Source organism: Streptomyces sp. TOM-9 (assembly GCF_056858595.1).
Map to the genome: position 1 here is coordinate 7727371 of NZ_JBXEQB010000001.1, position 22530 is coordinate 7749900.

Annotated in this window: 20 protein-coding genes; 9 read left to right on the forward strand and 11 right to left on the reverse strand. The window is 73.8% G+C overall.

The features are described from left to right. Positions 1 to 39: 39 nt before the first annotated feature. Positions 40 to 1440, forward strand: a complete 1401-nt coding sequence (gene lpdA, locus AC1VWI_RS35570) for a dihydrolipoyl dehydrogenase (protein ID WP_499515126.1) — start codon at positions 40 to 42, stop codon at positions 1438 to 1440. A gap of 102 nt (positions 1441 to 1542) precedes the next feature. Here lpdA and AC1VWI_RS35575 read toward each other — a convergent pair whose 3' ends face one another. Genes AC1VWI_RS35575 through AC1VWI_RS35605 form a run of 7 tightly spaced genes read right to left on the reverse strand, consistent with a single transcriptional unit; the run spans position 1543 to position 9330 of the window. Next, positions 1543 to 2172, reverse strand: coding sequence for an SRPBCC family protein (locus tag AC1VWI_RS35575; protein WP_499515127.1), 630 nt, complete (start codon positions 2170 to 2172; stop codon positions 1543 to 1545). Between the two features lie 13 nt (positions 2173 to 2185). After that, positions 2186 to 3298, reverse strand: a complete 1113-nt coding sequence (locus tag AC1VWI_RS35580; protein WP_499515128.1) for an XdhC family protein — start codon at positions 3296 to 3298, stop codon at positions 2186 to 2188. Further along, positions 3291 to 4427, reverse strand: coding sequence for a vWA domain-containing protein (locus tag AC1VWI_RS35585; RefSeq protein ID WP_499515129.1), 1137 nt, complete (start codon positions 4425 to 4427; stop codon positions 3291 to 3293). The genes AC1VWI_RS35580 and AC1VWI_RS35585 overlap by 8 nt, the downstream gene beginning before the upstream one ends. A 5-nt stretch (positions 4428 to 4432) precedes the next feature. Continuing rightward, entirely contained in the window at positions 4433 to 5527 is a 1095-nt protein-coding gene (locus AC1VWI_RS35590) for an AAA family ATPase (RefSeq protein WP_499515130.1), read from the reverse strand. Between the two features lie 16 nt (positions 5528 to 5543). Next, positions 5544 to 6401 carry an FAD binding domain-containing protein gene (locus tag AC1VWI_RS35595; RefSeq protein ID WP_499515131.1) on the reverse strand — a complete coding sequence of 286 codons (858 nt, stop codon included), beginning with the start codon at positions 6399 to 6401 and terminating at the stop codon, positions 5544 to 5546. After that, complete coding sequence (locus AC1VWI_RS35600; RefSeq protein WP_499515132.1) at positions 6398 to 8791, reverse strand: xanthine dehydrogenase family protein molybdopterin-binding subunit; 2394 nt, start codon at positions 8789 to 8791, stop codon at positions 6398 to 6400. Before AC1VWI_RS35600 ends, AC1VWI_RS35595 begins: the two co-directional genes overlap by 4 nt. Next, complete coding sequence (locus AC1VWI_RS35605) at positions 8788 to 9330, reverse strand: (2Fe-2S)-binding protein (protein ID WP_326571469.1); 543 nt, start codon at positions 9328 to 9330, stop codon at positions 8788 to 8790. Before AC1VWI_RS35605 ends, AC1VWI_RS35600 begins: the two co-directional genes overlap by 4 nt. A 147-nt stretch (positions 9331 to 9477) precedes the next feature. Here AC1VWI_RS35605 and abmR point away from each other — a divergent pair, with 147 nt between their 5' ends. Further along, positions 9478 to 10026 carry an ATP-binding transcription factor AbmR gene (gene abmR / locus AC1VWI_RS35610; RefSeq protein WP_499515133.1) on the forward strand — a complete coding sequence of 183 codons (549 nt, stop codon included), beginning with the start codon at positions 9478 to 9480 and terminating at the stop codon, positions 10024 to 10026. A gap of 35 nt (positions 10027 to 10061) precedes the next feature. On the opposite strand, the gene AC1VWI_RS35615 is transcribed toward abmR, so the two are convergent. Beyond that, a complete protein-coding gene (locus AC1VWI_RS35615; protein WP_499515134.1) occupies positions 10062 to 11036 on the reverse strand; it encodes a helix-turn-helix domain-containing protein in 975 nt (324 codons plus the stop codon). Positions 11037 to 11120: 84 nt separating this feature from the next. Next, positions 11121 to 14885 carry a S8 family serine peptidase gene (locus tag AC1VWI_RS35620; protein ID WP_499515135.1) on the reverse strand — a complete coding sequence of 1255 codons (3765 nt, stop codon included), beginning with the start codon at positions 14883 to 14885 and terminating at the stop codon, positions 11121 to 11123. 337 nt (positions 14886 to 15222) lie between these two features. Between AC1VWI_RS35620 and AC1VWI_RS35625 the strand changes: the two genes are divergently transcribed. Continuing rightward, a complete protein-coding gene (locus AC1VWI_RS35625) occupies positions 15223 to 15945 on the forward strand; it encodes a hypothetical protein (protein ID WP_499515136.1) in 723 nt (240 codons plus the stop codon). Beyond that, entirely contained in the window at positions 15942 to 16472 is a 531-nt protein-coding gene (locus AC1VWI_RS35630; protein WP_499515137.1) for a SixA phosphatase family protein, read from the forward strand. The genes AC1VWI_RS35625 and AC1VWI_RS35630 overlap by 4 nt, the downstream gene beginning before the upstream one ends. A gap of 36 nt (positions 16473 to 16508) precedes the next feature. On the opposite strand, the gene AC1VWI_RS35635 is transcribed toward AC1VWI_RS35630, so the two are convergent. Then, positions 16509 to 17438 (reverse strand): helix-turn-helix transcriptional regulator, encoded by a 930-nt coding sequence (locus AC1VWI_RS35635; RefSeq protein ID WP_499515138.1) that lies wholly within the window; start codon positions 17436 to 17438, stop codon positions 16509 to 16511. A gap of 288 nt (positions 17439 to 17726) precedes the next feature. Here AC1VWI_RS35635 and AC1VWI_RS35640 point away from each other — a divergent pair, with 288 nt between their 5' ends. Together AC1VWI_RS35640 and AC1VWI_RS35645 are read left to right on the forward strand one after the other, a co-directional pair. Further along, positions 17727 to 18773, forward strand: a complete 1047-nt coding sequence (locus AC1VWI_RS35640) for an NAD(P)-dependent alcohol dehydrogenase (RefSeq protein ID WP_499515139.1) — start codon at positions 17727 to 17729, stop codon at positions 18771 to 18773. Positions 18774 to 18890: 117 nt separating this feature from the next. Next, entirely contained in the window at positions 18891 to 19235 is a 345-nt protein-coding gene (locus AC1VWI_RS35645; protein ID WP_499515140.1) for a hypothetical protein, read from the forward strand. Here AC1VWI_RS35645 and AC1VWI_RS35650 read toward each other — a convergent pair. After that, positions 19181 to 19792 (reverse strand): TetR/AcrR family transcriptional regulator, encoded by a 612-nt coding sequence (locus AC1VWI_RS35650; RefSeq protein ID WP_499515141.1) that lies wholly within the window; start codon positions 19790 to 19792, stop codon positions 19181 to 19183. The two genes, AC1VWI_RS35645 and AC1VWI_RS35650, sit on opposite strands and share 55 nt — an antisense overlap. Positions 19793 to 19941: 149 nt before the next feature. On the opposite strand from AC1VWI_RS35650, the gene AC1VWI_RS35655 reads away from it, so the two are divergent. The 3 genes from AC1VWI_RS35655 (at position 19942) to AC1VWI_RS35665 (ending at position 22509) form a co-directional block, all read left to right on the forward strand. Next, positions 19942 to 20859, forward strand: coding sequence for an ABC transporter permease (locus tag AC1VWI_RS35655; RefSeq protein WP_499515142.1), 918 nt, complete (start codon positions 19942 to 19944; stop codon positions 20857 to 20859). Then, complete coding sequence (locus tag AC1VWI_RS35660; protein ID WP_499515143.1) at positions 20852 to 21622, forward strand: ABC transporter ATP-binding protein; 771 nt, start codon at positions 20852 to 20854, stop codon at positions 21620 to 21622. Before AC1VWI_RS35655 ends, AC1VWI_RS35660 begins: the two co-directional genes overlap by 8 nt. A gap of 95 nt (positions 21623 to 21717) precedes the next feature. Beyond that, a complete protein-coding gene (locus AC1VWI_RS35665; RefSeq protein WP_499515144.1) occupies positions 21718 to 22509 on the forward strand; it encodes a VOC family protein in 792 nt (263 codons plus the stop codon). The last annotated feature ends 21 nt before the right edge of the window (positions 22510 to 22530 follow it).

The following is a 22530-nucleotide window of genomic DNA, read 5'->3' on the forward strand; positions in this document are numbered from 1 at the left end:
CTCGAGCTTCCGCACCGTGGTCCACACAGGGGTCGCCGCATGAGCACACACGTTGACGTCGTCGTCCTGGGCGCGGGTCCCGGGGGGTACGTCGCCGCCATCCGGGCCGCCCAGCTGGGCCTGCGCACGGCGATCGTCGAGGAGCGCTACTGGGGCGGGGTGTGCCTCAACGTGGGGTGCATCCCCTCCAAGGCCCTGCTGCGCAACGCCGAACTGGCGCACATCTTCACCAAGGAGGCCAGGACCTTCGGCATCCGGGTGAACGGCGAGGTCAGCTTCGACTACCGCGAGGCCTTCGCGCGCAGCCGCAAGGTCGCGGACGGCCGGGTCAAGGGCGTCCACTTCCTGATGAAGAAGAACGACATCACGAAGTTCGAGGGCCACGGCACCTTCACCGACGACCACACCCTGCACGTCGCGCTGGGCTCCGGCGGCAGCGAGACCGTCACCTTCGACCACTGCATCATCGCCACCGGCGCGACCACCAGACTGCTCCCCGGCACCTCGCTCAGCGAGCGGGTCGTGACCTACGAGGAGCAGATCATGACGGACACGCTCCCGCGGAGCATCCTCATCGCGGGCGCCGGCGCGATCGGCGTGGAGTTCGCGTACGTCCTGCACAACTACGGGGTGAAGGTGACCCTCGTGGAGTTCCTCGACCGGATCGTGCCGCTGGAGGACGAGGAGGTGTCGGCCGAACTCGCCCGCCAGTACCGCAAGCTGGGCATCGACGTGCTCACCTCGACCCGGGTGGAGGCGATCAACGACGCGGGCGGCCCGGTGAAGGTCATGGTGACCACCGGCGGCCAGCGGCAGACGCTCGAGGCGGACAAGGTGCTCCAGGCGATCGGCTTCCAGCCGCGCATCTCCGGCTACGGCCTGGAGCAGACCGGGGTCCGGCTCACCGAGCGCGGCGCCATCGACATCGACGAGTTCTGCCGCACCAGCGTCCCGCACATCTACGCCATCGGCGACGTCACGGCGAAGCTGATGCTCGCGCACGCCGCCGAGGCCATGGGCGTGGTCGCCGCCGAGACCATCGCGGAGGCCGAGACCATGTCGCTGGACTACGTGATGATCCCGCGCGTCACCTTCTGCCAGCCGCAGATCGCCAGCTTCGGGTGGACGGAGGCGCAGGTCCGTGAGCGCGGCCTCGACGTGCGCGTGGCCAAGTTCCCCTTCACCGCCAACGGCAAGGCGCACGGCCTCGGCGACGCGAGCGGCTTCGTGAAGCTCATCAGCGACGCCAAGTACGGCGAACTCCTCGGCGGCCACTTGATCGGCCCCGAGGTCACCGAGCTGCTGCCCGAGCTGACGCTCGCCCAGAAGTGGGACCTCACTGCGGCCGAACTGGCCCGCAACGTCCACGGCCACCCCACCCTCAGCGAGGCCGTCCAGGAAGCGGTCCACGGCCTCGCCGGCCACATGATCAACTTCTGAGCCCGCCCGCACCACGGCCAACGCCCTGCTGCCCCCCGGCACCGGCTCGGCGTCGGCCGCGCATCGCCCGCGCCCGCGTCCGTGTCCGCGTCCGCATCCGCGTCAGCGGCGGCGGCGCAGCAGGAAGACGACGAGCGCACCGACGCCCGCGGCCAGCAGGCCGGCGGCCGCGGCGCGTTTGGCGACCGGGGCGCCGGCGATGCGGAGGAGGTCGATGGGTTCGTCCCCGTGGTCCGCCGGTGCGGCGGGCGCGTCCTCGGTGGCGTCCTCGCCCCCGGCAGGGGGCTGCGGGGCGGCCAGCCGGCCGGCGAGGCAGTCGGCGAACTGGCCGATGATGCGGTCGCCGACCTCCGCCATCACGCCGCGCCCGAACTGCGCGGGCCGGCCGGTCACGGCGAGGTCGGTCGTCACCGAGACGACCGTCGCGCCGTCCTTCTCCGCCAGGGTGCCGGTCACCGTCGCCCGCGCCGTGCCCTGGCCGCGGACCTCCTTGCCACGGGCGGCCAGCACGACGCGGTGCGCGGTCCCGTCCCGCTCCTCGAAGACCGCCGTGCCGCGGTAGGTCACCGTCACCGGGCCCACCTTGACCTTCACCGAGCCCCGCACGGTCTCGCCGTCGTACTCCTCCACCGTCGCGCCCGGCATGCACGGCGCGACGCGCTCGATGTCCAGCAGTGCCCGCCAGGCGTCCGCCACCGGGACGGGGACCTCGAACTCGTGGTGCAGTTCCATGATCTCCTCCTCGTCACACCGGCCTGAGCACCGGAGGGTGGATCGCGCCGGCCGTGCCCGACAGCGGGGTGCCGCTGCCGCCCCAGCGCAGCGCGATGATCTCGGCGGCGATCGACACGGCGACCTCCTCGGGGGTGCGCGCGCCCAGGTCCAGCCCGATCGGCGAGCGCAGCCGGGTCAGTTCGGCCGGAGCCAGCGTCGTGTCGTGCAGCCGCTTGAGCCGGTCGTCGTGCGTCCGCCGGCTGCCCATGACGCCGATGTACGCGGCGGGGCGGCGCAGCGCGACCTCCAGCAGCGGCACGTCGAACTTGGGGTCGTGGGTGAGGACGCACACCACCGTGCGGTCGTCGGTCTCCGTGCCGCCCAGGTAGCGGTGCGGCCAGTCCACGACGACCTCCACGCCCTCGGGGAAGCGCTTGGGGGTCGCGAACACCGGACGGGCGTCGCAGACGGTCACCCGGTAGCCCAGGAACAGCCCGATCCGCGCCACCGCCGCCGCGAAGTCGATCGCGCCGAACACCAGCATCCGCGGCGGTGGGGCGAAGGACTGCAGGAACACCGTCACGTCGTCCTCGCGCCGTTCGCCGTGCCGTCCGTAGTGGCGCTGTCCGGTCGCGCCCTGGGCCAGCTCACCGCGGGCGTCGTCGGTGACCGCCGCGTCCAGGCCCTCCGAGCCGAGGGTGCCCGCGACCCGGTCAGGCCACACCGTGAGCGTGGCGCCGCGCGGCGCGGGACCGTCCAGCACCGTCGCGGTGACCACGGGGCGGTGCGCGGCGACGGAGGCCGCCACCTCGCCGAAGCCCGGGTCCGTGGCCGGGGACACCGGACGGACCAGCAGGGTGATCTCACCGCCGCAGGTCAGGCCGACCTCGAAGGCGTCGGCATCGCTGTAGCCGAAGGTGTGCATCCGGGCCTCGCCCGACTCGACGACCTCCTTGGCCAGTTCGAAGACCGCGCCTTCCACGCAGCCCCCGGAGACGCTGCCGACGACCTCGTCGTCCGGTCCCACCGCCATGGCCGCGCCCGGTCCGCGCGGTGCGCTGCGGCTCACCGCCACCACCGTGGCCAGCCCGAAGGGGGTTCCCGAGGCGTACCAGTCGTTCAGCGCCGGAAGGATCTCACGCACCGTCGGCTCCTCTCACCACGGCGGCCAGACGTTCCAGCGCGCCCAGACTGTGCCCCTCCACGAAGGCGTCGACGCTCGGCAGCGCCGCCGCCATCCCCGCCGCCAGCGGCGCGTACCCGGGCCTGGCCTTGCGCGGGTTGGCCCACACCACGCGGTGCGCCAGGCGTGCCAGCCGCCGCATCTGCGCGGCCAGCAGGGCGGGGTCGCCGCGCTCCCAGCCGTCCGACATCAGCACGACGACCGCGCCGCGCGCCGTGCCCCGTGCCCCCCAGCGGTCCAGGAACGCCCGCAGCGTCTCCCCGAGCCGGGTCCCGCCGCTCCAGTCGGGCACCGCCGCCCCGACCGCGGCCATCGCGGCGTCCGGGTCCCGGCGCGCCATCTCGCGGGTGACCCGGGTGAGCCGGGTGCCGAGGGTGAAGACCTCGGTGGGCGTGCGGCCGCGCGAACCGTGCGCGGCGGCGTGCGCGAACCGCAGCAGTGCGTCCGCGTACGGGGCCATCGACCCGCTGACGTCCAGCAGCAGCACCACCCGGCGCGGCTTGCGGGCCGGGGCCCGCCGCGGGAGCGCGGCAGGCTCGCCGCCCCGGCGCAGCAACTCCCGTACGGTACGCCGCGGATCCACGTCCCCGCGGCGCGCCGGACGGCGCCGGGGGGTACGGCGCGGTTCGCCGTCCAGGGCGAACACCGCCAGCAGCCGGTGCAGTTGGGCACGCTCCGGCGCGGTCATGGCGGCGACGTCACGGTGCCGCAGCACCTCCGTCGCGCTGGCGAGCGCGGTCGCGGCGGGGCCGTCACCCGCCTCCTCACCGGCGGTGCGCTCCCCGGGCACGGCACGCGGCACCGCCGGCGGGCGCACCGGGCGGACCGCCGGCCGCACCCGGCGGTGCGGCGGCCGCCCGCCGTCGAAGAAGGCCGCGAAGACCCGGTCGTAGCGCTCCAGGTCGTCCGGGCCGCCGCAGAGCGTCAGCCGTCCCGCCCAGTACACGTCGCGGCGCCGCGACGGGTCGAGCCTGCCGAGCGCGGCCAGGAACGCCGCCACCCGGTCCGGGCCGGCCGGCACCCCGGCGGCCCGCAAGGCGCGGGCGAAGCCCACCACCCCCGCCGTGCCGTCCGCCGTGACCGTGCGCATGGTGCTCACCGCGACCCGCCCGCCCGCGCGGCGAGGATCTGCGACAGGTCGAGCGAGCGCGCCCGCTCCGCGTCCTCGCGGTACTTCAGCACCGAGCCGAGGGTGGTCATCGCCAGGTCCGCGTCGAGTTCCGTCGCCCCCAGCGCGGCCAGCGCCTCCGCCCAGTCGATGGTCTCCGCCACCCCGGGCGGCCGCACCAGGTCCTGCTCCCGCAGGCACTGCACCACGGCCGTCACCTGCGCCGCGAGCCGCGCCGCCACGTGCGGCTGCCTGCGCCGTACGATCGCCAGCTCCCGCTCAAAGCCGGGGTGGTCGAACCAGTGGTAGAGGCAGCGCCGCTTCAGGGCGTCGTGCACCTCGCGCGTCCGGTTGGACGTGAGCACCACCACGGGCGGCGACTGCGCCCGCAGGGTGCCCAGTTCGGGGACGGTGACGGAGTACTCCGACAGCAGTTCCAGCAGGAAGGCCTCGAATTCGTCGTCCGCGCGGTCGATCTCGTCGACCAGCAGCACCGAGGGGCTGGTCTCCAGGGCCCGCAGCAGCGGCCGCGCCAGCAGGAACCGCCGGCTGTAGAGCTCGCCCTCCAGGGTCTCCGGGTCGCTGACGCCCGCCGCCTCGGCCGCCCGCAGGTGCAGCAACTGCCGGGGGAAGTCCCAGTCGTACAGCGCCTGCGACGCGTCGATGCCCTCGTAGCACTGCAGCCGGATCAGCGGTGCGCCGAGCGCCCCGGCGAGCGCGTGCGCCAGTGCGGTCTTGCCGACGCCCGCGTCGCCCTCGCAGAAGATCGGGCGGTGCAGCGTCAGCGCCAGGTAGCAGGCGACGGCGAGGCCGTCGTCGACCAGGTAGCCGGTCTCCTCCAGCCGGGCCCGCATCTGGTCGGGGCCGGCGATCCCCGGAAGCGGGCCGGTCGTGTGCGCCGGGAGCCCGGCGGTGGAGGCGAGGGGAGGGGCGGCATCGCGGGGCGCGGCGGCGGGTGCCGGGGTGCCGGGGCCGTGGGGCCCCACCGCCCCGGCGCGTGCCGTCGTCACGGGAAGCGGCCCGCAGGAGGACCCCGCCGGGGCGGTCCACCCCGGCGGAATCCCGTGCGCCGGCCAGGTCATGCGCTGCGTCCGCTCCTCATGTCAGGTCCGCCGCGGCGAGGACGGCCCTGCGGGTCAGCACCCTCACCAGGTGCTCCCGGTAGTCCGCGGACGCCGACAGGTCGGACGCCGGACGGGTGCCCTCCGCCGCGCTGCCGGCGGCCGAGGCCACCGCCTCCGGTACGGCGTCGGCACCGGCGAGGGCCGCCTCGCAGGCGGTGGCGCGCACCGGGGTGGGCCCCATGTTCGACAGCCCGACCCGGGACTCGACGATGCGGCCGTCGTCCCTCCGCACCAGCGCGGCCACCCCTACCACCGCCCAGGCCTGCGCGCTGAGCTGGAACTTCTCGTAGTGGAAGCCCCAGGCGTCCGTCTTGGGCACCCGTACCTCCACCAGCAGTTCGTCGGGCCGCAGCACCGTCTGCAGGTAGTCGGTGAAGAACTCCCGCGCCGGGACGGTCCGCCGCCCGTCCGGCCCCTGGACGACCAGCTCGGCGTCCAGGGCGAGGACGGCCGCGGGCACGTCCCCCGCGGGGTCGGCATGGGCGAGGGCGCCGCCGATCGTGCCGCGGTGACGCACCGCCGGATCGGCCACCGTGGCCGTGGCGGCGGCCAGCAGCCCGGCGTGCCGCCGCACCAGCGGGTCGTGCACGACGTCGTGGTGCGAGGTCAGGGCGCCGATGACGAGGGTGTCCCCGTCGGCCCGCACCCCGCGCAGGCCGGGGATCCGGCCGACGTCCACCAGGAGTTCGGGGAAGGCGAGCCGCATCCGCAGGATGGGCAGCAGGCTCTGACCGCCCGCCAGCACCTTCGCGTCCTCCCCGGCGAGCGCGAGCTGCCCCACCGCCTCCTCCACGGAGCGGGGCCTGGCGTAGTCGAACGACGCGGGAATCATGAGCCGTCCTCCTCCGGCCGGGCGGACCGCGCGTCCCGCAGGGCCCGCCAGACCCGTTCCGGTGTGCACGGCATCTTCACGTCCTTGACGCCCAGCGGCCGCAGGGCGTCGACGACGGCGTTGACCACCGCCGGGGTCGAGGCGATCGTCCCGGCCTCGCCGACGCCCTTGACGCCCAGCGGGTTGGTGGTCGCCGGCGTCTCGGTGCGGTCGGTGAGGAAGTCGGGCAGGTCGGCCGCACAGGGCACCAGGTAGTCGGCCATGGTGCCCGAGACCAGGTTGCCCTCCGCGTCGTACACGGCCTCCTCGAACAGGGCCTGGGCGATGCCCTGGGCGAGACCGCCGTGCACCTGGCCCTCGACGATCATCGGGTTGACGACCTTCCCGACGTCGTCCACGCACACGTAACTGCGGATCCGGACCCGGCCGGTCTCGGTGTCGACCTCCACCGCGCACAGGTGCGTGCCGTGCGGGTAGGAGAAGGCCTCCGGGTCCTCCACGTGCTCGGCGTTGATCGTCGGTTCCAGCCCGTCGGGCAGGTCGTGCGAGGTGAACGTCGCGAACGCCACCTCCTGGATGGTCCTGCGCGCCTCGGGCGAGCCCTTGACCGAGAAGACGCCGTCGGTGAAGTCCAGGTCGTCCTCGCTCGCCTCCAGCAGGTGCGCGGCGACCTTGCGGGCTTTGTCCACCACCTTCCGCGCGGCGCGGTGCACGGCCACCCCGCCGACGACCAGCGAGCGCGAGCCGTAGGTGTCCATGCCCTGCGGCACCGTGCGCGTGTCGCCGTGCAGCACCTCGACGTCCTCGAAGGGCACGCCCAGCACGTCCGCCGCGATCTGGCTCCAGCTCGTCACATGGCCCTGCCCGTGCGGGCTGGTGCCGGTCAGCACCTCCACCTTGCCGGTGGGCAGCATGCGGATGGAGGCCGCCTCCCAGCCGCCCGCGCCGTAACGCAGGTCGCGCAGGATCCGGCTGGGCGCGAGCCCGCACATCTCCGTGTACGTCGACACCCCGATGCCGAGCCGCGTCCGGTCGCCGCTCTCCTGCCGCTTGCGCTGCTCGGAACGCAGGTCGTCGTAGCCGAAGAGGGCGAGCGCCTTGTCCGTCGCCGACTCGTAGTTCCCGCTGTCGTAGGTCAGTCCGCCGATGGTGGTGTACGGGAACTCGTCGTGGCCGATCCAGTTGCGGCGGCGCACCTCGACCGGGTCCATGCCGAGTTCGGCGGCGAGCTCGTCCATCATGCGCTCGATGGCGAAGGTGGCCTCGGGGCGGCCCGCGCCGCGGTACGCGTCGGTGGGGGTCTTGGTGGTGAAGACGCCCGTGCAGGTGAAGTCGTAGGCGTCCATCTTGTAGATGCCGGGGAACATGAACGCCCCGAGCAGCGGGACGCCCGGCGTCACGATCATCAGGTACGCGCCCATGTCGGCGAGCAGGTCGACCTTCAGCCCGAGCAGCTTCCCCTCGCGCGTCGCGGCGAGTTCGAGGTCCTGGATCTGGTCGCGGCCGTGGTGGGTGGCCAGGTAGCCCTCCGAGCGGGACTCCGTCCACTTCACGGGGCGGCCCAGTTTGCGGGCGACGGCCAGGCCGAGCGCCTCCTCGCCGTACACCTGGAGCTTGGAGCCGAAGCCGCCGCCGACGTCCGGTGCGACCACCCGGAGCCGGTGCTCGGGGATGCCGGTGACGACGGCCATCATCACGCGCACGATGTGCGGGATCTGCGTCGCGGAGTACAGGGTGTACTGGTCGGAGGTGTCCGGCGGCACCGCCACGACGGCCCGCGGTTCCATGGCGTTGGGGATGAGCCGCTGCTGGACGAAGCGCCGGCGCAGCACGACGTCGGCCCGCTCGCGCACGGTCGCGTAGTCCTCGCCGGTGGCCAGCGGCCATGTGTAGCAGCGGTTGGTGCCCTTGTCGGCGTGGACCAGCGGGGCGCCCTCGGCGAGCGCCGCCTCCATGTCCAGGACCGGAGGCAGCGGCTCGTAGTCGATGTCGATCGCCTCCAGCGCGTCGGCGGCCGCGTAGCGGTCCCGGGCGACGACGACGGCGACCGGGTCGCCGGTGTGGCGGACCTCGTCGACGGCGACGGGCGGGTGCTCGGGCAGCACGATGTCCTCGGTGACGGGCCAGGCGCACGGTAGCGACCCGAGCCCCTCGGCCAGGTCGCGGCCGCTGTACGCGGCGACGACCCCCGGCCGCTCCAGGGCGGGCGTGACGTCGATCCGCTCGATGCGGGCGTGCGCCATGGGGCTGCGCAGGATCGCCATGTGCAGCAGGCCCGGGACGGTGATGTTGTCGGTCCAGTTGGTCCGGCCGGTCACCAGCCGGGCGTCCTCCTTGCGGACCCGGGCGCGGCCGACCTCGGGCTCGCGTCCGGTGAGCTGGTCGGTCATACCGGTGCCCCGCTTCCGGCCGTGCTGGGCTCGGCGTGCTCGGCCACGGCGCCGGGCTCGGGAGCCTGGTGCCGGCGTTCCTCGGCGGCGGCGGCCAGCACGGCGCGCACGATGTTCATGTAGCCCGTGCACCGGCAGAGGTTGCCCTCCAGGCCCTCGCGGACCTCCTCGGGCGTGGGGTCGGGGTTCTCCCGCAGCAGGTCGCGGGCGGCCATGATCATGCCCGGGGTGCAGAACCCGCACTGCAGGGCGTGCTGCTCGTGGAAGGCCCTCTGCAGCGGGTGCCACTCGCCGTCGGCGGAGGCCAGCCCCTGGATCGTCGTCACCTCGCCGCCGTCGGCCTGGACGGCGAGCACCGAGCAGCTCTTCACGCTCTTCCCGTCGAGGTCCACCGTGCAGGCACCGCAGTTCGTGGTGTCGCACCCGACGGGGGTACCGGTCAGACCGAGCCGGTCCCGCAGGTAATGGACGAGCAGGAGGCGGGGCTCCACCTCGTCCTCGTAGGCCGTGCCGTCCACCTTCACCGAGATGCGGGTCATATGCCCTCCCAGAGGCGTCGCGTGGCGAATCCCCCGTTCTGCTCCGATACGCGCAACTGTAAGTCGCGCCCGGGGACAACGCGACGCCTCGGACGCGAGTTTCAGGGGGCTCTTGCGCTCGGAAATCCGAGGCGTAATGTTGATTACATGATTACCAGCGAACAGAAGGAAGCGCTGCGCGGCTGGCTCGCCGGGCGGCTCCCCGACGGACTGTTCGAGGCGCTCGTGGACGTGGCCGTCGACCGCGAGGAGATCACCGTCGTCGGCCGCATCCCCGAGCCCGCGGTCGGCGCCGGCGCGTCACCGGTGGAACGCGAGGCCGCGCTCGACGGACGGATCGCCGAGTTCCGGGAGCGCACCCGCGAGGACCGCGTCGCCGTCGCCCGCGAGGCGGAACACCGCTTCGGCCGCAAGGTCTCCTGGGGCGTGGAGTGCGGCGGGCGCCGGGCCCTGTACACCACCGTCTCCGTCCCCGTCATGACCCGGCTCCGCCAGCCCGAGCGCCAGGTCCTCGACACCCTCGTCGCGGGCGGCGTCGCCCGCAGCCGCAGCGAGGCCCTCGCCTGGTGCGTCCGCCTCGTCCGCGGCAACACCGACACCTGGCTCGGCGACCTGCGCGCATCCCTGGAGCACGTCCAGCGCGTCCGCGCGCAGGGCCCCGACCGCGACACCCCGGCGTCCGCCGAGGACGACTGACCGTCCCCGCCCGCCCGGCCCGGGCGACCCTGCGCTCAGGCCCAGCCGCGGCGGGCGGCGTGCCAGCCGAGCTGGATGCGGCTGTCGACACCGGCCTTGGCCATGAGTTCGGCGATGCGGCGCTGGACGGTGCGCCGGGAGACCCCGAGGCGGCTCGCGGCCGCCTCGTCGGTGAGCCCGGCGAGCACCAGCGCGAGCAAGCGGGCGTCGAACTCCTCGATGCCGTCCGGGCGCTCCTCGGCGACGCCGTCCCCCGCCGCCCGCGGCGACAGCGGATAGGCCTGTTCCCAGGCCAGTTCGAAGTACGCGACCAGCGCGTCGAGCAGCCCGCCCGCGTGCACCAGCACCGAAGCCGCGGCGGTGTTCCGGCCGCTGAGCAGCGGCAGCATCGCCAGGTCCCGGTCGGCGATCATGAATTTCACCGGGACGACGTCGGTGACGCCGATCCGCTGGCCCGCCGCGAGGTCCGCGAGCGCCCGCGTGACCATGCCGGGCTCGTTGAGGGCGTCACGTTGCACGATCGTGCGGTAGAGGACCCCGCGGCGGACCCCGGCGCTCTCGGCCGCGTTGTCGTCCGGCCGCACCACGGCGAGCTCGGGCACCATCATCGACCGCACCTCGTGCCGGGCGGACTCCTGGAGCTGCCGGAACCGGTGCCGTACGGCGCCGACCTCGCTGATCACCTCGACGACGCCGCTCCCGGCGGAGGTTCGGTGCTGCTCGGCCAGTGCCAGCACCGCGTGCTCCGCCGCGCCGAGCTCGTCGCGCCGTCGCCGCAGTTCGCCGCCGAGGGCGACCGTGGGGGGTGCCGCCGTGAACCTGGCCGCCGTGCCCGTCACGGCCTCGTGCACGGCGAGGCCGCGCCCGGTCAGGGCCGTCAGCAGTTCCCGTACCTCCCCGGTGGCCCGGCCGCTTTCGGCCGCGAGTTCGTGGACGGCGGCACGGCCGCGGGCCACCAGGAGACGGTAGATCTCCTCTTCGGCCGGGCCGAGACCGAGCGCGGCGAGCATGGGACTCCTCGGAGCGGGTGGGGACGCCGGGCGGGCCCCGGCCTGTGGATGCCCGGGGCCCGCCCTTGACGCGGATGCGGAAAGTTACTTCAGTCCGTAGGCCCGCGTCACCTCCTGCGTGAGGCTGTTGCCCGCGTCGTCCCAGGTCCGGGCCTTCAGCGACACGAACCCGCGGTGCGGGGCGTCGAAACGGGCCGTCCAGTGACCCGCCGCCGTACGGTCCAGGCGGACCGGACGCCAGTGGCGCCCGTCGTCGTAACTGACGGACAGCGTCGCGCCCGCGACCCGGCCCGCCCCCGCCGCGTGCGGCAGGTGGCTGCCGGTCAGGCGCAGGGTCTGCCGGCCGCCGCGCGCGTTCCCCGAGAGGTCGGTGGCGATCCCGTAGTCCAGTTGCATGAGGGCCATCCGGTCGATCCCCAGCGGATCGGTGACCGGCTCGGACCTGACCCGCCACACGCTGTGCGTCCGGGGGGAGAGGCGGTAGGCGGCCGCGTCGCGCTCCGCGCGCAGGTCCAGGGTGTACGTCGAGGGCACGGTCGGGACCGGCCAGAGCGTCGCCGACGCGTACGCCGAGGTCTTCACCAGCTCACCGTCCTGGTACACCTTGAGGTCCAGGCCGGCGGTGCCGTCCTGCATGGTGCCGCCATGGCCGCTCCCGCTGTCCGTCCAGGGCTGGACGTTGAAGGACAGGAAGCCCTGCTGACGCTCGGACCACCAGTAGCCGCCGCCGTTGCGCGGATGCGCGACGGGGGCGAACCAGTCGCTCGCCACCCGGGTGCCCGCCCGGTACGTGGTGAGGGCGCCGTTCGACTCGAGAGCCAGACCGGGCCCCGTGATCGCGTCCTCGGCCCACGAGGTACCGGGCTGCGCGGAGAGGTAGTCGGTCCGCGTCCCGGGCATGTCCATCCTCAGCGGGAACCCGACCGCGTAGGTGCGGTAGGGCCGGTAGTCCCAGCGGTACTCGCCACTGGGGTACCCGGTGGTGCCGTGGAAGCGCATGTCCACGACGGCCAGTTCCGAGGCGCGCGGCCGGTAGGTCAGGCCCGTCGCCGGGATCCGTCCCGGGTGCGGGGCGACCAGGTCGTAGACGTACGGCGAGTCGGGCACGCCCTCGACGTCCAGGCGCAGCGTCCCGTGCCGGGCCCGCTCGATCAGCGGCCTGCCCTCGCGGGCGGTCACCGAGGCCACCGGGACGCTGCTGTAGCCGCCCTCGTCGGTGCCGACGTACTCCAGGAGCTTGCCCGGTCCGTCGTTGACGACGATCAGCAGGGCGGCGCCGGCGTCGGCCGCCGCCTCGGCCCGCTGCGAGCCGGTGAGCGCGTCCGAGCGGTCCACCAGCACGGCCTTGCCCTTGACGCGCAGCCCGGCGTAGTCGGCGGGTGCGCCGGAACCGGCGTACACCACGCCCATGCGTTCCCGGCCCTCGTAGAAGCCGGTCCCGGCCTGGCCCAGGACGGTGACGGGCCTGCCGTCACGGGACAGGGACAGCAGCGGGTAGGCCTTGCGCCAACGGGTCTCGTACTCGAAGGTGCCGCGGGTCACCTGCCGGGTGGGCAGGACGAACATGCTGTCGTACGTCGACGGCAGGAGGTACTGCGAGTCCACGGTGCTGGTACCGCCGTCCGAGCGGTACCAGTTCATGTAGAGCATCCGGTCCTCGGTCCTGCGCGGCACCTCGGCGGTGACCTCGAGGGTCCTGCTCGCGTCCAGGACGAGCGCGCGGCCCCGGTCCATGACGAGTTCCGGGTCGCCCATCAGGGCCATGCCGAGGGAGTCGGGGCCGTGGCTGCCGGCCACGGCGAGGTAGCTCAGCGCGCTGTAGGTGCCGGCCCGCAGTCGCACGGTCGCGCGGCCGGTCCCGTCCACGGGGACGATCTGCGGGTCCGCGTCGGTGCCGAAGCGCTGCAACTGGACGAAGCCCGGGGCGGGCTTGCCCGACCGGTCCTTCAGCGTGACGTCGAGGGGGTGACGCTCCTCCTCCCGGTACAGCCCGACCTGGGTACGTGCCCGCACGGCGCCGGACGCGTCGCTCGCGGAGATCTGCCCGAGGTAGCGGCGGCCGTCGGCGCCGAGCCCCGGCCGGGCGGTGGCGGTGACGGAGGCCGTCCCGTGCGCCGGGACGGTCACCGAGTCCGCGGAGAGGGTGAACATCCCCTCGGGTGCGGGGGTCCCGGCGTCGGCGCCCGGATCGACGTCGTACGGGCCGCCGGCCACGGATGCGGTCATGCCGAGGGCAAGGGTGACGGGGGAGCCGCCGCTGTTGCGGTAGGTGACCGTGCGTCCGACCGCGGCCGGGCCGCCGTGCGGCCAGGCGTCGAAGCCGAAGTACGCCGAGCCGGTGGCGGTGACCGTGGCCGCGGTGGAGGCGGCCAGGTCGGCCCGCCCCGCCCCGACTTGATAGGCCGTCAGTCCGGGGAGCGGCTTGGCCGTGCTCATCAGTGCGTCTTTGAGCTGCGGGGCACTCCAGTCCGGGTGCTCCTGCGCCAGGATCGCCGCGGCGCCCGCGACGTGCGGAGTGGCCATCGAGGTACCGCTCATCGTCTGGTACCAGCCGCCGTCGGCGCTGCCCCCGGCCTTCGCGGCCAGGATGTCCACGCCGGGGGCGGCGATGTCCGGCTTGAGCGCGTAGTCGCCGTACCGCGGGCCCGTGGTCGAGAAGTACGCGAGCTCGTCCTCGGAGTCCACCGCGGCCACGGTCAGCGCGGAGCCGGCGGTTCCCGGGGCGCTCATCGACGCCTCGTAGCCGGTGTTGCCGGCGGCCACGACGAACAGCGCGCCGCTGCTCTCGCTGAGCCGGTCCAGGGCCTGACTCATCGGGTCCGTGCCGTCGGTGGGCTCGGACCCGCCGAGGCTCATGCTGACCACCTTGGCGCCCTGACCGACCGCCCACTCCATGCCCGCGATGACCCAGGAGTCCTCGCCGTACCCCTCGTCGGCGAGCACCTTGCCGATCAGCAGGTCCGCGCCGGGGGCCACGCCCTTCTCGGCGCCTTCGGAAGCGGCGCCGCTGCCGCCCACGGTGGAGGCGGTGTGCGTGCCGTGCCCGTTGCCGTCCTCGGCGGATTCGCCGGGCACGAAGCTGACCGCGCCGCTCACCCGGCCTGCCAGGTCGGGGTGGTGGGTGTCGGCCCCGGTGTCCAGCACGGCGACCTTGACGCCCTTGCCGTCGAGCCCGGAGCCCCAGGCCGCGGGCGCGCCGATCTGCGCGGTGCTGTCGTGGAGCGTTGCGCGGACCCGGCCGTCCAGCCAGATCCTGGACAGGCCGCCGCGCAGGGTGGGCCGGTCCGCGGGGGCGTCCGTGGCCACCGAGGTCCACAGTTTCCTGACCTGCTTCTTGGCCGCCCTGACGGAGGCCCCGTTGACGCTCCTGAGCGACCGCACCTTGGTGGTGCCGGCGGGCGCCGTGGCCGCGACCTCGCCGCGGTAGCCGAGGATCAGCGGGATGCCGGTGCTGTGCTGGTCGTCGTAGCCCTGCTCGATCAGCGAGGTGACGTCGAACAGCCTTCGGTCCAGGCGGTTCGCGGCGAGGTAGGGCAGGGCCTCGTCCGGGTAGACGTACAGGTCGCCGCCGACGGTCTCGGTCCGTACGCCTCCGGTGGAGCCGTGCGGGCGCCGCACGTCGACGGACTTCTTGCCGCCGCCGACGTCCGTCACCCGGACGACATGGCCGGTGATCAGCGTGACCGTGCGGGTGGCGACGGAGGGACGGGCCGCGGCTGGTGCCGGCGGTGTGCCGTCCGCCGCCGCGGGCCCGGCCGGGCCGGTCAGGGTCGTGAGGACGGCGACGACGCCGACGGCGGCCGCGAGGGCCCGTCCGCCTCGTGGGCGACGGGGTATGAGGGAGGTCATGGCCCGGTCCTACCGGCCCCGCCCGGACCGGGGGAACGACCGGCGACTGGCGTCAAAGCGCCACGTCTCACATGTGCCAGCGGGCCGGCCCCGCAACCGGCGACACCGTCCGGGCCCGTGCGGCGGACGGCACGCCGTCGTCGCACCGGGGCGCACCGCGCCGGCCGGCCGCAAGTCCTCCGGCCCGCACGGCACTTCGTGGTCGTCCGCGTGCCGGCGGTCCTGCCGGGCCCGCCGGGCGGCTGCGTCGTCCCCTTTGCGCGCGAGCGCCGTGCGAGACCCCGTCACCCGGTGCGGGCACCTGCGCCGGTGAGCCGTACGGGTTAGATTCGGAGGCGTGTTGCGCATCGTGGACGGCAGGAGCGGCGAGCCCGTGGAACTGGACCCGGGGCGGCGCTTTCCGCTGCGGGTGCTGGCCCACACCGGCGCCGTGGGCGGGACGACCGCGCTGAGGGTGCTGCTGCTGGCGGACGTCCTGGCGCGTACGGCGGAGACCCACGGCGGGCAGGTGCTGGTGGCCTCGGTGGGCCCGGCCGACCCCGCCCTGGACGCGGCCGCGGCGGCACTGGGCATCAAGCCCGGCGCGGCACGCGGCGACGACGTACGCGAGGCCGAGGAGGCGCTCGCCGGCCCCGCCCGCGTGCACGTCGCACCGGCGGGCACCGGGACCGGCGGCCCCCGCCTGGACATCGGACCGGTTCACCCGGACGAGGTAACCGCGGGGCCCGGCGTACGGCTGGCGCTGCTCCGTCTGGACCGCCGGGCCCCGGCTGAACTGACCCCGCGGACCCTTGAGGCGGCGGACGCGGGGCTCCGGCACTGGCGCGGTGCCGTGGCCCGCTGGGCCGAATCGCCGTCCAGACCGATGTGCGCCGAGTACGTGGAGCGTCTCCAGGCGGCCCTGAGCGCGGATCTGGACACCGCCGCCTACCTGGCCGCCCTCGACCGGCTGGAGACGGAGACCGCCCTGCCGGACGGCTCCCGCTTCGAGACCTTCGCCCAGGCGGACCGCGTGCTCGCCCTCGAGCTGACCGGCGAGGTCGGCGGGGTGAGGTCGTGAGGCGCCGCACGGAAGGACCGCGACGGCTCGTCGTGCTGCGGCACGCCAAGTCCGCCTGGCCGCCGGACGTCCCCGACCACGACCGCCCGCTCGGCCCCCGCGGCCGACGTGACGCCCCGGCCGTCGGCCGCTGGCTGCGCGAGGGCAAGCACACCCCCGACCTGGTGATCTGCTCGACCTCCCGGCGCACCCAGGAGACCTGGGAACTCGCCGCCGAGGCCCTGGGCGCCACGCCGCCCCCGCCGGTGCGCCTCGACGAGCGGGTCTACGCGGCCACCGCCCGCGCCCTCCTCGACGTCCTGCGCGAGGCCCCCGACGACGCCGCGTCGCTCCTGCTGGTCGGCCACAACCCGGGGGTCCAGGACCTCGTCCTGCGCTTGACGGGCGAGGCCCGTGCCGACGCCCTGCTCCGGGCCGCCGACAAGTTCCCGACCTCCGCCCTCGCCGTCCTCACCTGGCCCGGCCCCTGGTCCGCCCTGACCCCCGAACGCGCCCGCCTCGACGACTTCGCCGTCCCCCGCGGCTGAAGCGCGGCACCGGCAGCGGCACCGGCGCCGCCCGCCTCAGGCCGAACGCCGGTCGAACCCCCGGGTGTTGTCGGCGCGCGCGGGAGCAACACCGCGGCCGCCGGCGTCCCGTCGTGCCGCCGGTTCCCGGGCGCTCCAGCTGGCGAGCAGCTTCCAGGCGTCCTGCGAGGCCTGTTCCTGCGCCGGCAGGTACATGAACAGGGTCTGGTCGGGCTCGCCCGGCATCGTGAACGCCTGGTAGTCGACGGTCAGGTCGCCGATGACGGGGTGGTGGTGACGCTTGGTCCCGTGGGTGCGGTCGAAGACCTTGTGGTCGGCCCACCAGCGGCGGAAGTGCTCGCTCTTCATGGCCAGTTCGCCCACCAGCTCGGCGGTGCGGGTGTCCTCGGGGTGACGGCCGGCGTCGAGGCGCAAGGTGGCGGTCATCTCGGCGGCGACCTGCTCCCAGTCCGGGTACAGGGCGTGGGCGGCCTCGTCCAGCAGGATCCAGCGGGTGAGGTTGCGCTCGCGTACCGGCATGGCGTCGAAATCGGCCATCAGCGCGCGGGCCAGGTGGTTGGTGGCCAGCACGTCGGTGCGGCGCCCGAGGACGAAGGCGGCCTGGTCGACGAAGGAGTCCATGAACCGCCGCATCCCGGGCCTGACGCGCTGGACGGTCGGCGCCGAGCGGCGGCGGGCGGTGCCGGGCTTGGGTCCGGCGAGGTCGAACAGGTGGGCACGTTCGGCGTCGTCGAGCCGCAGCGCGGCGGCCACCGCCTCCAGCACACCGGCCGAGGGGCTGATCTGCCGCCCCTGCTCCAGCCGCGTGTAGTAGTCGGTGCTCACTCCGGCCAGTTGGGCGACCTCCTCCCGGCGCAGCCCCGGCACCCGCCGGTAGGCGCCCCGTTCGGGCAGCCCGGCCGATTCGGGGCAGATACGGGCGCGTGATCGACGCAGGAACTCGCTGAGCTCGACGTTGCGGGCCATGCGTCCATTCTCGCTCGCCAGGTCGCGCGGGCGACCCGGGAAAGGGGGTCGCCGAGTCCTACGCAACCGGTTCCCCGGCAGGTCAGGGCCGGAAAGCGGCCCCTGCGGCCCGGTTCCCGCGTGGTGTCCTGGATTGCGGAGGCCCACCGGGCAGGCACGGATCCAGCCGAGCCCCCGTTCCCGGTCCCCCTCCCCTCCCGCAGACGGCATCCCCGAGCGCATCGAGGCTGCCGCCACCTGCCGCGATCACCGAACGTGATGGCACCGATCCCTGAGGAGACCACGGACATGACCACCACCACCCACGCGTACGCCGCCCACGCTCCCAAGTCCCCGCTGGAGCGCATGACCATCGAGCGTCGCGAGGTCGGCGAGTTCGACGTCCTGATCGACGTCAAGTACGCCGGCATCTGTCACTCCGACATCCACCAGGTCGACGAGGGCTGGGGTGAGGCGATCTTCCCGATGGTCCCCGGCCACGAGATCGCCGGCGTCGTCTCCGAAGTCGGCCCCGGCGTCACGAAGTTCCAGGTCGGTGACCGGGTGGGCGTCGGCTGCATGGTCGACTCGTGCCGCACCTGCGACAACTGCAAGGCGGGCCTGGAGCAGTACTGCACGGGCGGCGGCATGATCTTCACGTACAACGCGGTCGGCAGGGACGGCGAGCCCACCTACGGCGGCTACTCCCGCGCCATCGTCGTCGACGAGAACTACGTCCTGCGCATCCCCGACGGCCTCTCCCTGGACGTGGCCGCACCCCTGCTCTGCGCCGGCATCACCACCTACTCCCCGCTCCGGCACTTCGGCGCCGGACCGGGCAGGAAGGTGGCGGTCCTGGGCATGGGCGGCCTCGGTCACCTGGCCGTCAAGATCGCCCATGCGCTCGGCGCCGAGGTGACGGTGCTCTCGCAGTCCCTGCGCAAGAAGGATGACGGACTGCGGCTGGGCGCCGACCACTACCGCGCCACCGGCGACCCGAGGACGTTCGAGGAGCTCGAGGGCACCTTCGACATCATCCTGTCCACCGTCTCGGCTCCGCTCGACTTCGGCGCCTACCTCAAGCTGCTCAAGACCGACGGCGCCCTGGTGAACGTCGGCCTGCCCGAGGAGCCGATCTCCCTGGACCTCTTCTCCGTGATCACCGGCCGCAGGACCATCGCCGGTTCCCTGATCGGCGGCATCGCGGAGACGCAGGAAATGCTGGACTTCTGCGCGGGGCACGGCTTCGGCGCGGAGATCGAGCTGATCCCCGCCGACCGGATCAACGAGGCCTTCCGGCGCATCCTCGCCAGCGACGTGCGCTACCGCTTCGTGATCGACGCGTCCACGATCTGACCGGGCCGCGGCCCGCAGGGGACGCGACCGCCACGAGGCCGCCCGCCGACTGAGCCGGCGGGCGGCCCCGGCCGGCCACCACCGCCGGTGGCCGACTGATCCAGGGGAGCAGAAGGCATGCACACCACCATCGACCGTCAGTATCCGGCCGGCCCCGCGACCTGCACGGACCAGTGGCTCGTGGGCCTGCGCCGCCACGCGGCCCGCAGTGGCGAGACCTGGCACTACTACGTCGTCGACGACACCAAGGAAGGAGCCGACGCCGCCGTGGCCGCCGCGATGGGGCGAGCCGCGGCCCGCGACCAGGCCGACCTGGACCCGCCCGCGTCGATCACGGACCTCGAGGTCAGGCGGCTGCGCCACAGTCCCCTGGGCCAGGTCTACCTGGAGCCCGGCCCGCGCAGGCGTCAGGCCGACGCCGCCAGGGCCGCGGCCGTGGCGGCGGCGAGACGGTCGAGGTAGCGGGGGGTGAGGGGGGAGCGGAGGACCGCGAGGCGCCAGTAGAGGGGGCCGGCCATGAGGTCGAGCGCGAGGTCGCAGTCCGTGCCGGCGGGGAGCTCGCCGCGTTCGACCGCGGCCTCGACGATGGCGGTGGCGATGCCGCGCTGGGTGTCGCGCAGCGCCGTCTGCAGGGTCTCGGCGATCTCCGGGTTGCGCGAGGCCTCCGCCAGCAGGTCGGGGATGATCTGCGAGGCGACGGGGTGCCGCAGTGCCCGCGCCGTCACCTCCAGCAGCATCCGGATGTCGCCCGGCAGGCTGCCGGTGGCGGGCGCCGGCACGCCGAGCGCCGCGACGGCGGAGACCACGTCGAGGACCAGCGGCAGCTTGGAACGCCAGCGCCGGTAGACCGCGGCCTTGCCCACGCCCGCACGCCGTGCGATGCCCTCGATGGACATCCGGCCGTACCCGACCGCGGCGAGCTCCTCGAAGACGGCCGCCCGGATCGCCTCCGTGACATCGTCTCGGAGCACAGCCGCCCCGGCGGGGGCGCGTCGTGGGGGTGCGGTGTCCGGTGCCATGTCCGGCAGCCTACGCGACGACGGGACGGAACGGTTGCGTTCCAACGCTCGTGTGGTCTAACGTCCTGGTAACGACGATACGGTCTCGTTCCGTCGGCGCACAACCACCCCCCCTTGCGCCTCACCCCCCGAACGGAAGCGCCCCCCTCGTGAGCCTTGACATCGAGTCCTCCTCAGCGGCGCCCGCGCCGCCCGGCGCTCCGGCGCCGTCCCCCGCACAGCTGGCGGCCAAGTACGGCCTCACGGTGAGCGGGGCCCGTCCCGGTCTGGGCGCCTACGTGCGGCAGCTGTGGGGACGCCGGCACTTCATCACCTCGTACGCCACCGCCCGCGTGGCGGCGCAGTACACGCGGGCGCGCCTGGGTCAACTGTGGCAGGTGCTGACCCCGTTGCTCAACGCGGCGGTCTACTACCTGATCTTCGGCCTGCTGCTGGGGACCGACCGCGGCGTGGACAACTACATCGCGTTCCTGGTCACCGGCATCTTCGTCTACACCTTCACCCAGTCCTCGGTGATGGCGGGCGTGCGTGCGATCTCGGGCAACCTCGGCCTGGTGCGGGCCCTGCACTTCCCCCGCGCCAGCCTGCCGATCGCGCAGACGATCATGCAGCTGCAGCAGTTGCTGATGTCGATGCTGGTGCTCTTCGCCATCGTGCTGATGACCGGCGAGGTGCCGAGGCCGTCCTGGCTGCTCGCGATCCCGGCGCTGATCCTGCAGTCGGTGTTCAACGCGGGCCTGGCGCTGGTGATGGCGCGGCTCGGCAGCAAGATGACCGACCTCGCGCAGCTGATGCCGTTCATCCTGCGGACCTGGATGTACACCTCCGGTGTCATGTACAGCATCAGCCACGTGGCGGCGCACGCGCCGCAGGCCGTGAAGATCCTGCTCGGTCTGAACCCGGCGGCGGTCTACATCGACCTGATGCGCTTCGCGCTGATCGACAGCTTCACCTCCGAGCAGCTGCCGCCGCACGTGTGGGCGGTCGCCCTGGGCTGGGCCCTGGTCATGGGCATCGGGGGCTTCGTGTGGTTCTGGAAGGCTGAGGAGAGGTACGGCCGTGGCTGAGCGCATCCCCACCGTGATCGTGGACGACCTGCACATCGTGTACCGGGTGCACGGCGCGGGGTCCGGCCGCGGCACCGCGGTCAACGCCCTGTCGCGGCTGGTCCGCCGCAAGGGAGGCAACCCCAACGTCCGCAAGGTGCACGCCGTGCGCGGCGTCAGCTTCACCGCCTACCGGGGCGAGTCGATCGGGCTGATCGGCTCCAACGGCTCGGGCAAGTCGACCCTCCTCAAGGCGGTCGCGGGGCTGCTGCCCGCGGAGAGCGGCAAGGTGTACACCCAGGGGCAGCCCTCGCTGCTCGGCGTGAACGCCGCCCTGATGAACGACCTGACCGGCGAGCGCAACATCATGCTCGGTGGCCTGGCGATGGGGATGTCGCAGGACGAGGTGCGGGAGCGCTACGACTCGATCGTGGAGTTCTCCGGCATCAACGAGAAGGGCGACTTCATCTCCCTCCCGATGCGGACCTACTCCTCCGGCATGGCGGCCCGGCTGCGCTTCTCGATCGCCGCGGCCAGGAGCCACGACGTCCTGATGATCGACGAGGCGCTGGCCACCGGCGACAACCGGTTCCGCAAGCGCTCCGAGGCGCGGATCCGCGAACTGCGCAAGGAGGCCGGCACCGTCTTCCTGGTCAGCCACAACAACAAGTCGATCCGCGACACCTGCGACCGCGCCATCTGGCTGGAGCACGGCACGCTGCGGATGGACGGCCCCACGGACGACGTGCTCAAGGCCTACGACGCGTTCACCCAGGGGAAGTGACGCCGCCCGGCGCGAGCCGGGCACCGGTGCCAGACTGAGGACGGACACCGGGACCACGGCAGCACCGGGCACGCACGCAGGCCAAGGAGACCGCCATGCTCACCACCCAGTACGTCAACGGCGCCCCGAACTGGATCGACCTGGGCAGCCCGGACCTCGGGGCGGCGGTCTCCTTCTACACCGGGCTCTTCGCCTGGGACGCGCAGTCGCTCGGGCCCGAGGCCGGCGGCTACGGCTTCTTCCGTCTCGGCGGGAAGACCGTGGCCGCGTTCGGGCCGCTCAGCGAGGAGGGCATGCGGTCCTCCTGGACGCTGTACTTCCAGACGGCCGACGCCGACGCCACCGCCAAGGCGGTCGAGCAGGCCGGCGGCACGGTCCGCTTCGCGCCCTTCGACGTCTTCAGCAACGGCCGGATGGCCGGCTTCACCGACCCCGGGGGAGCGGAGTTCGCCGTGTGGCAGCCCCGCGACACCAAGGGCCTCGACGTGGTCACCGAGCCGGGCAGCCTCGGGTGGGCGGAGCTGTACGCGCCGGACGCCGCCGCGGCCGGCGCCTTCTACGGCGCGGTCTTCGAGTGGCAGGCGCAGGACGTGCCGCTGGGCACCACCCGCTACGCCGTGCTGTCGACCTCGGGCGGCGGCCGGGAGGCGTCCCTGGGCGGCATCGTGGAGATCACCGAGGAGATGAGGGCCGCCGGCGTCACCCCGCGGTGGCTGCCCTACTTCGAGGTCGAGGACGCCGACGCGGTCGTCGCCAAGGCCGGGCAGCTGGGCGGGACGGTCGTCATGGCGCCGCAGCACGCCGAGGGCGTCGGGCGCTTCGCGCACCTCGCGGACCCCTTCGGCGCGCTGTTCGCGGTCATCGCCAGCCAGCCACGGCAGGGCTGACGGAGCGGCACGGGGCCACTG

Bases quoted from the DNA above. Each gene is read 5' to 3' on its own strand.
- lpdA (WP_499515126.1), top strand. From the start codon at position 40: ATGAGCACACACGTTGACGTCGTCGTCCTGGGCGCGGGTCCCGGGGGG.
- AC1VWI_RS35575 (WP_499515127.1), bottom strand. From the start codon at position 2,172: ATGGAACTGCACCACGAGTTCGAGGTCCCCGTCCCGGTGGCGGACGCC.
- AC1VWI_RS35585 (WP_499515129.1), bottom strand. From the start codon at position 4,427: ATGCGCACGGTCACGGCGGACGGCACGGCGGGGGTGGTGGGCTTCGCC.
- AC1VWI_RS35590 (WP_499515130.1), bottom strand. From the start codon at position 5,527: ATGACCTGGCCGGCGCACGGGATTCCGCCGGGGTGGACCGCCCCGGCG.
- AC1VWI_RS35595 (WP_499515131.1), bottom strand. From the start codon at position 6,401: ATGATTCCCGCGTCGTTCGACTACGCCAGGCCCCGCTCCGTGGAGGAG.
- AC1VWI_RS35600 (WP_499515132.1), bottom strand. From the start codon at position 8,791: ATGACCGACCAGCTCACCGGACGCGAGCCCGAGGTCGGCCGCGCCCGG.
- AC1VWI_RS35605 (WP_326571469.1), bottom strand. From the start codon at position 9,330: ATGACCCGCATCTCGGTGAAGGTGGACGGCACGGCCTACGAGGACGAG.
- abmR (WP_499515133.1), top strand. From the start codon at position 9,478: ATGATTACCAGCGAACAGAAGGAAGCGCTGCGCGGCTGGCTCGCCGGG.
- AC1VWI_RS35615 (WP_499515134.1), bottom strand. From the start codon at position 11,036: ATGCTCGCCGCGCTCGGTCTCGGCCCGGCCGAAGAGGAGATCTACCGT.
- AC1VWI_RS35620 (WP_499515135.1), bottom strand. From the start codon at position 14,885: ATGACCTCCCTCATACCCCGTCGCCCACGAGGCGGACGGGCCCTCGCG.
- AC1VWI_RS35635 (WP_499515138.1), bottom strand. From the start codon at position 17,438: ATGGCCCGCAACGTCGAGCTCAGCGAGTTCCTGCGTCGATCACGCGCC.
- AC1VWI_RS35640 (WP_499515139.1), top strand. From the start codon at position 17,727: ATGACCACCACCACCCACGCGTACGCCGCCCACGCTCCCAAGTCCCCG.
- AC1VWI_RS35645 (WP_499515140.1), top strand. From the start codon at position 18,891: ATGCACACCACCATCGACCGTCAGTATCCGGCCGGCCCCGCGACCTGC.
- AC1VWI_RS35650 (WP_499515141.1), bottom strand. From the start codon at position 19,792: ATGGCACCGGACACCGCACCCCCACGACGCGCCCCCGCCGGGGCGGCT.
- AC1VWI_RS35665 (WP_499515144.1), top strand. From the start codon at position 21,718: ATGCTCACCACCCAGTACGTCAACGGCGCCCCGAACTGGATCGACCTG.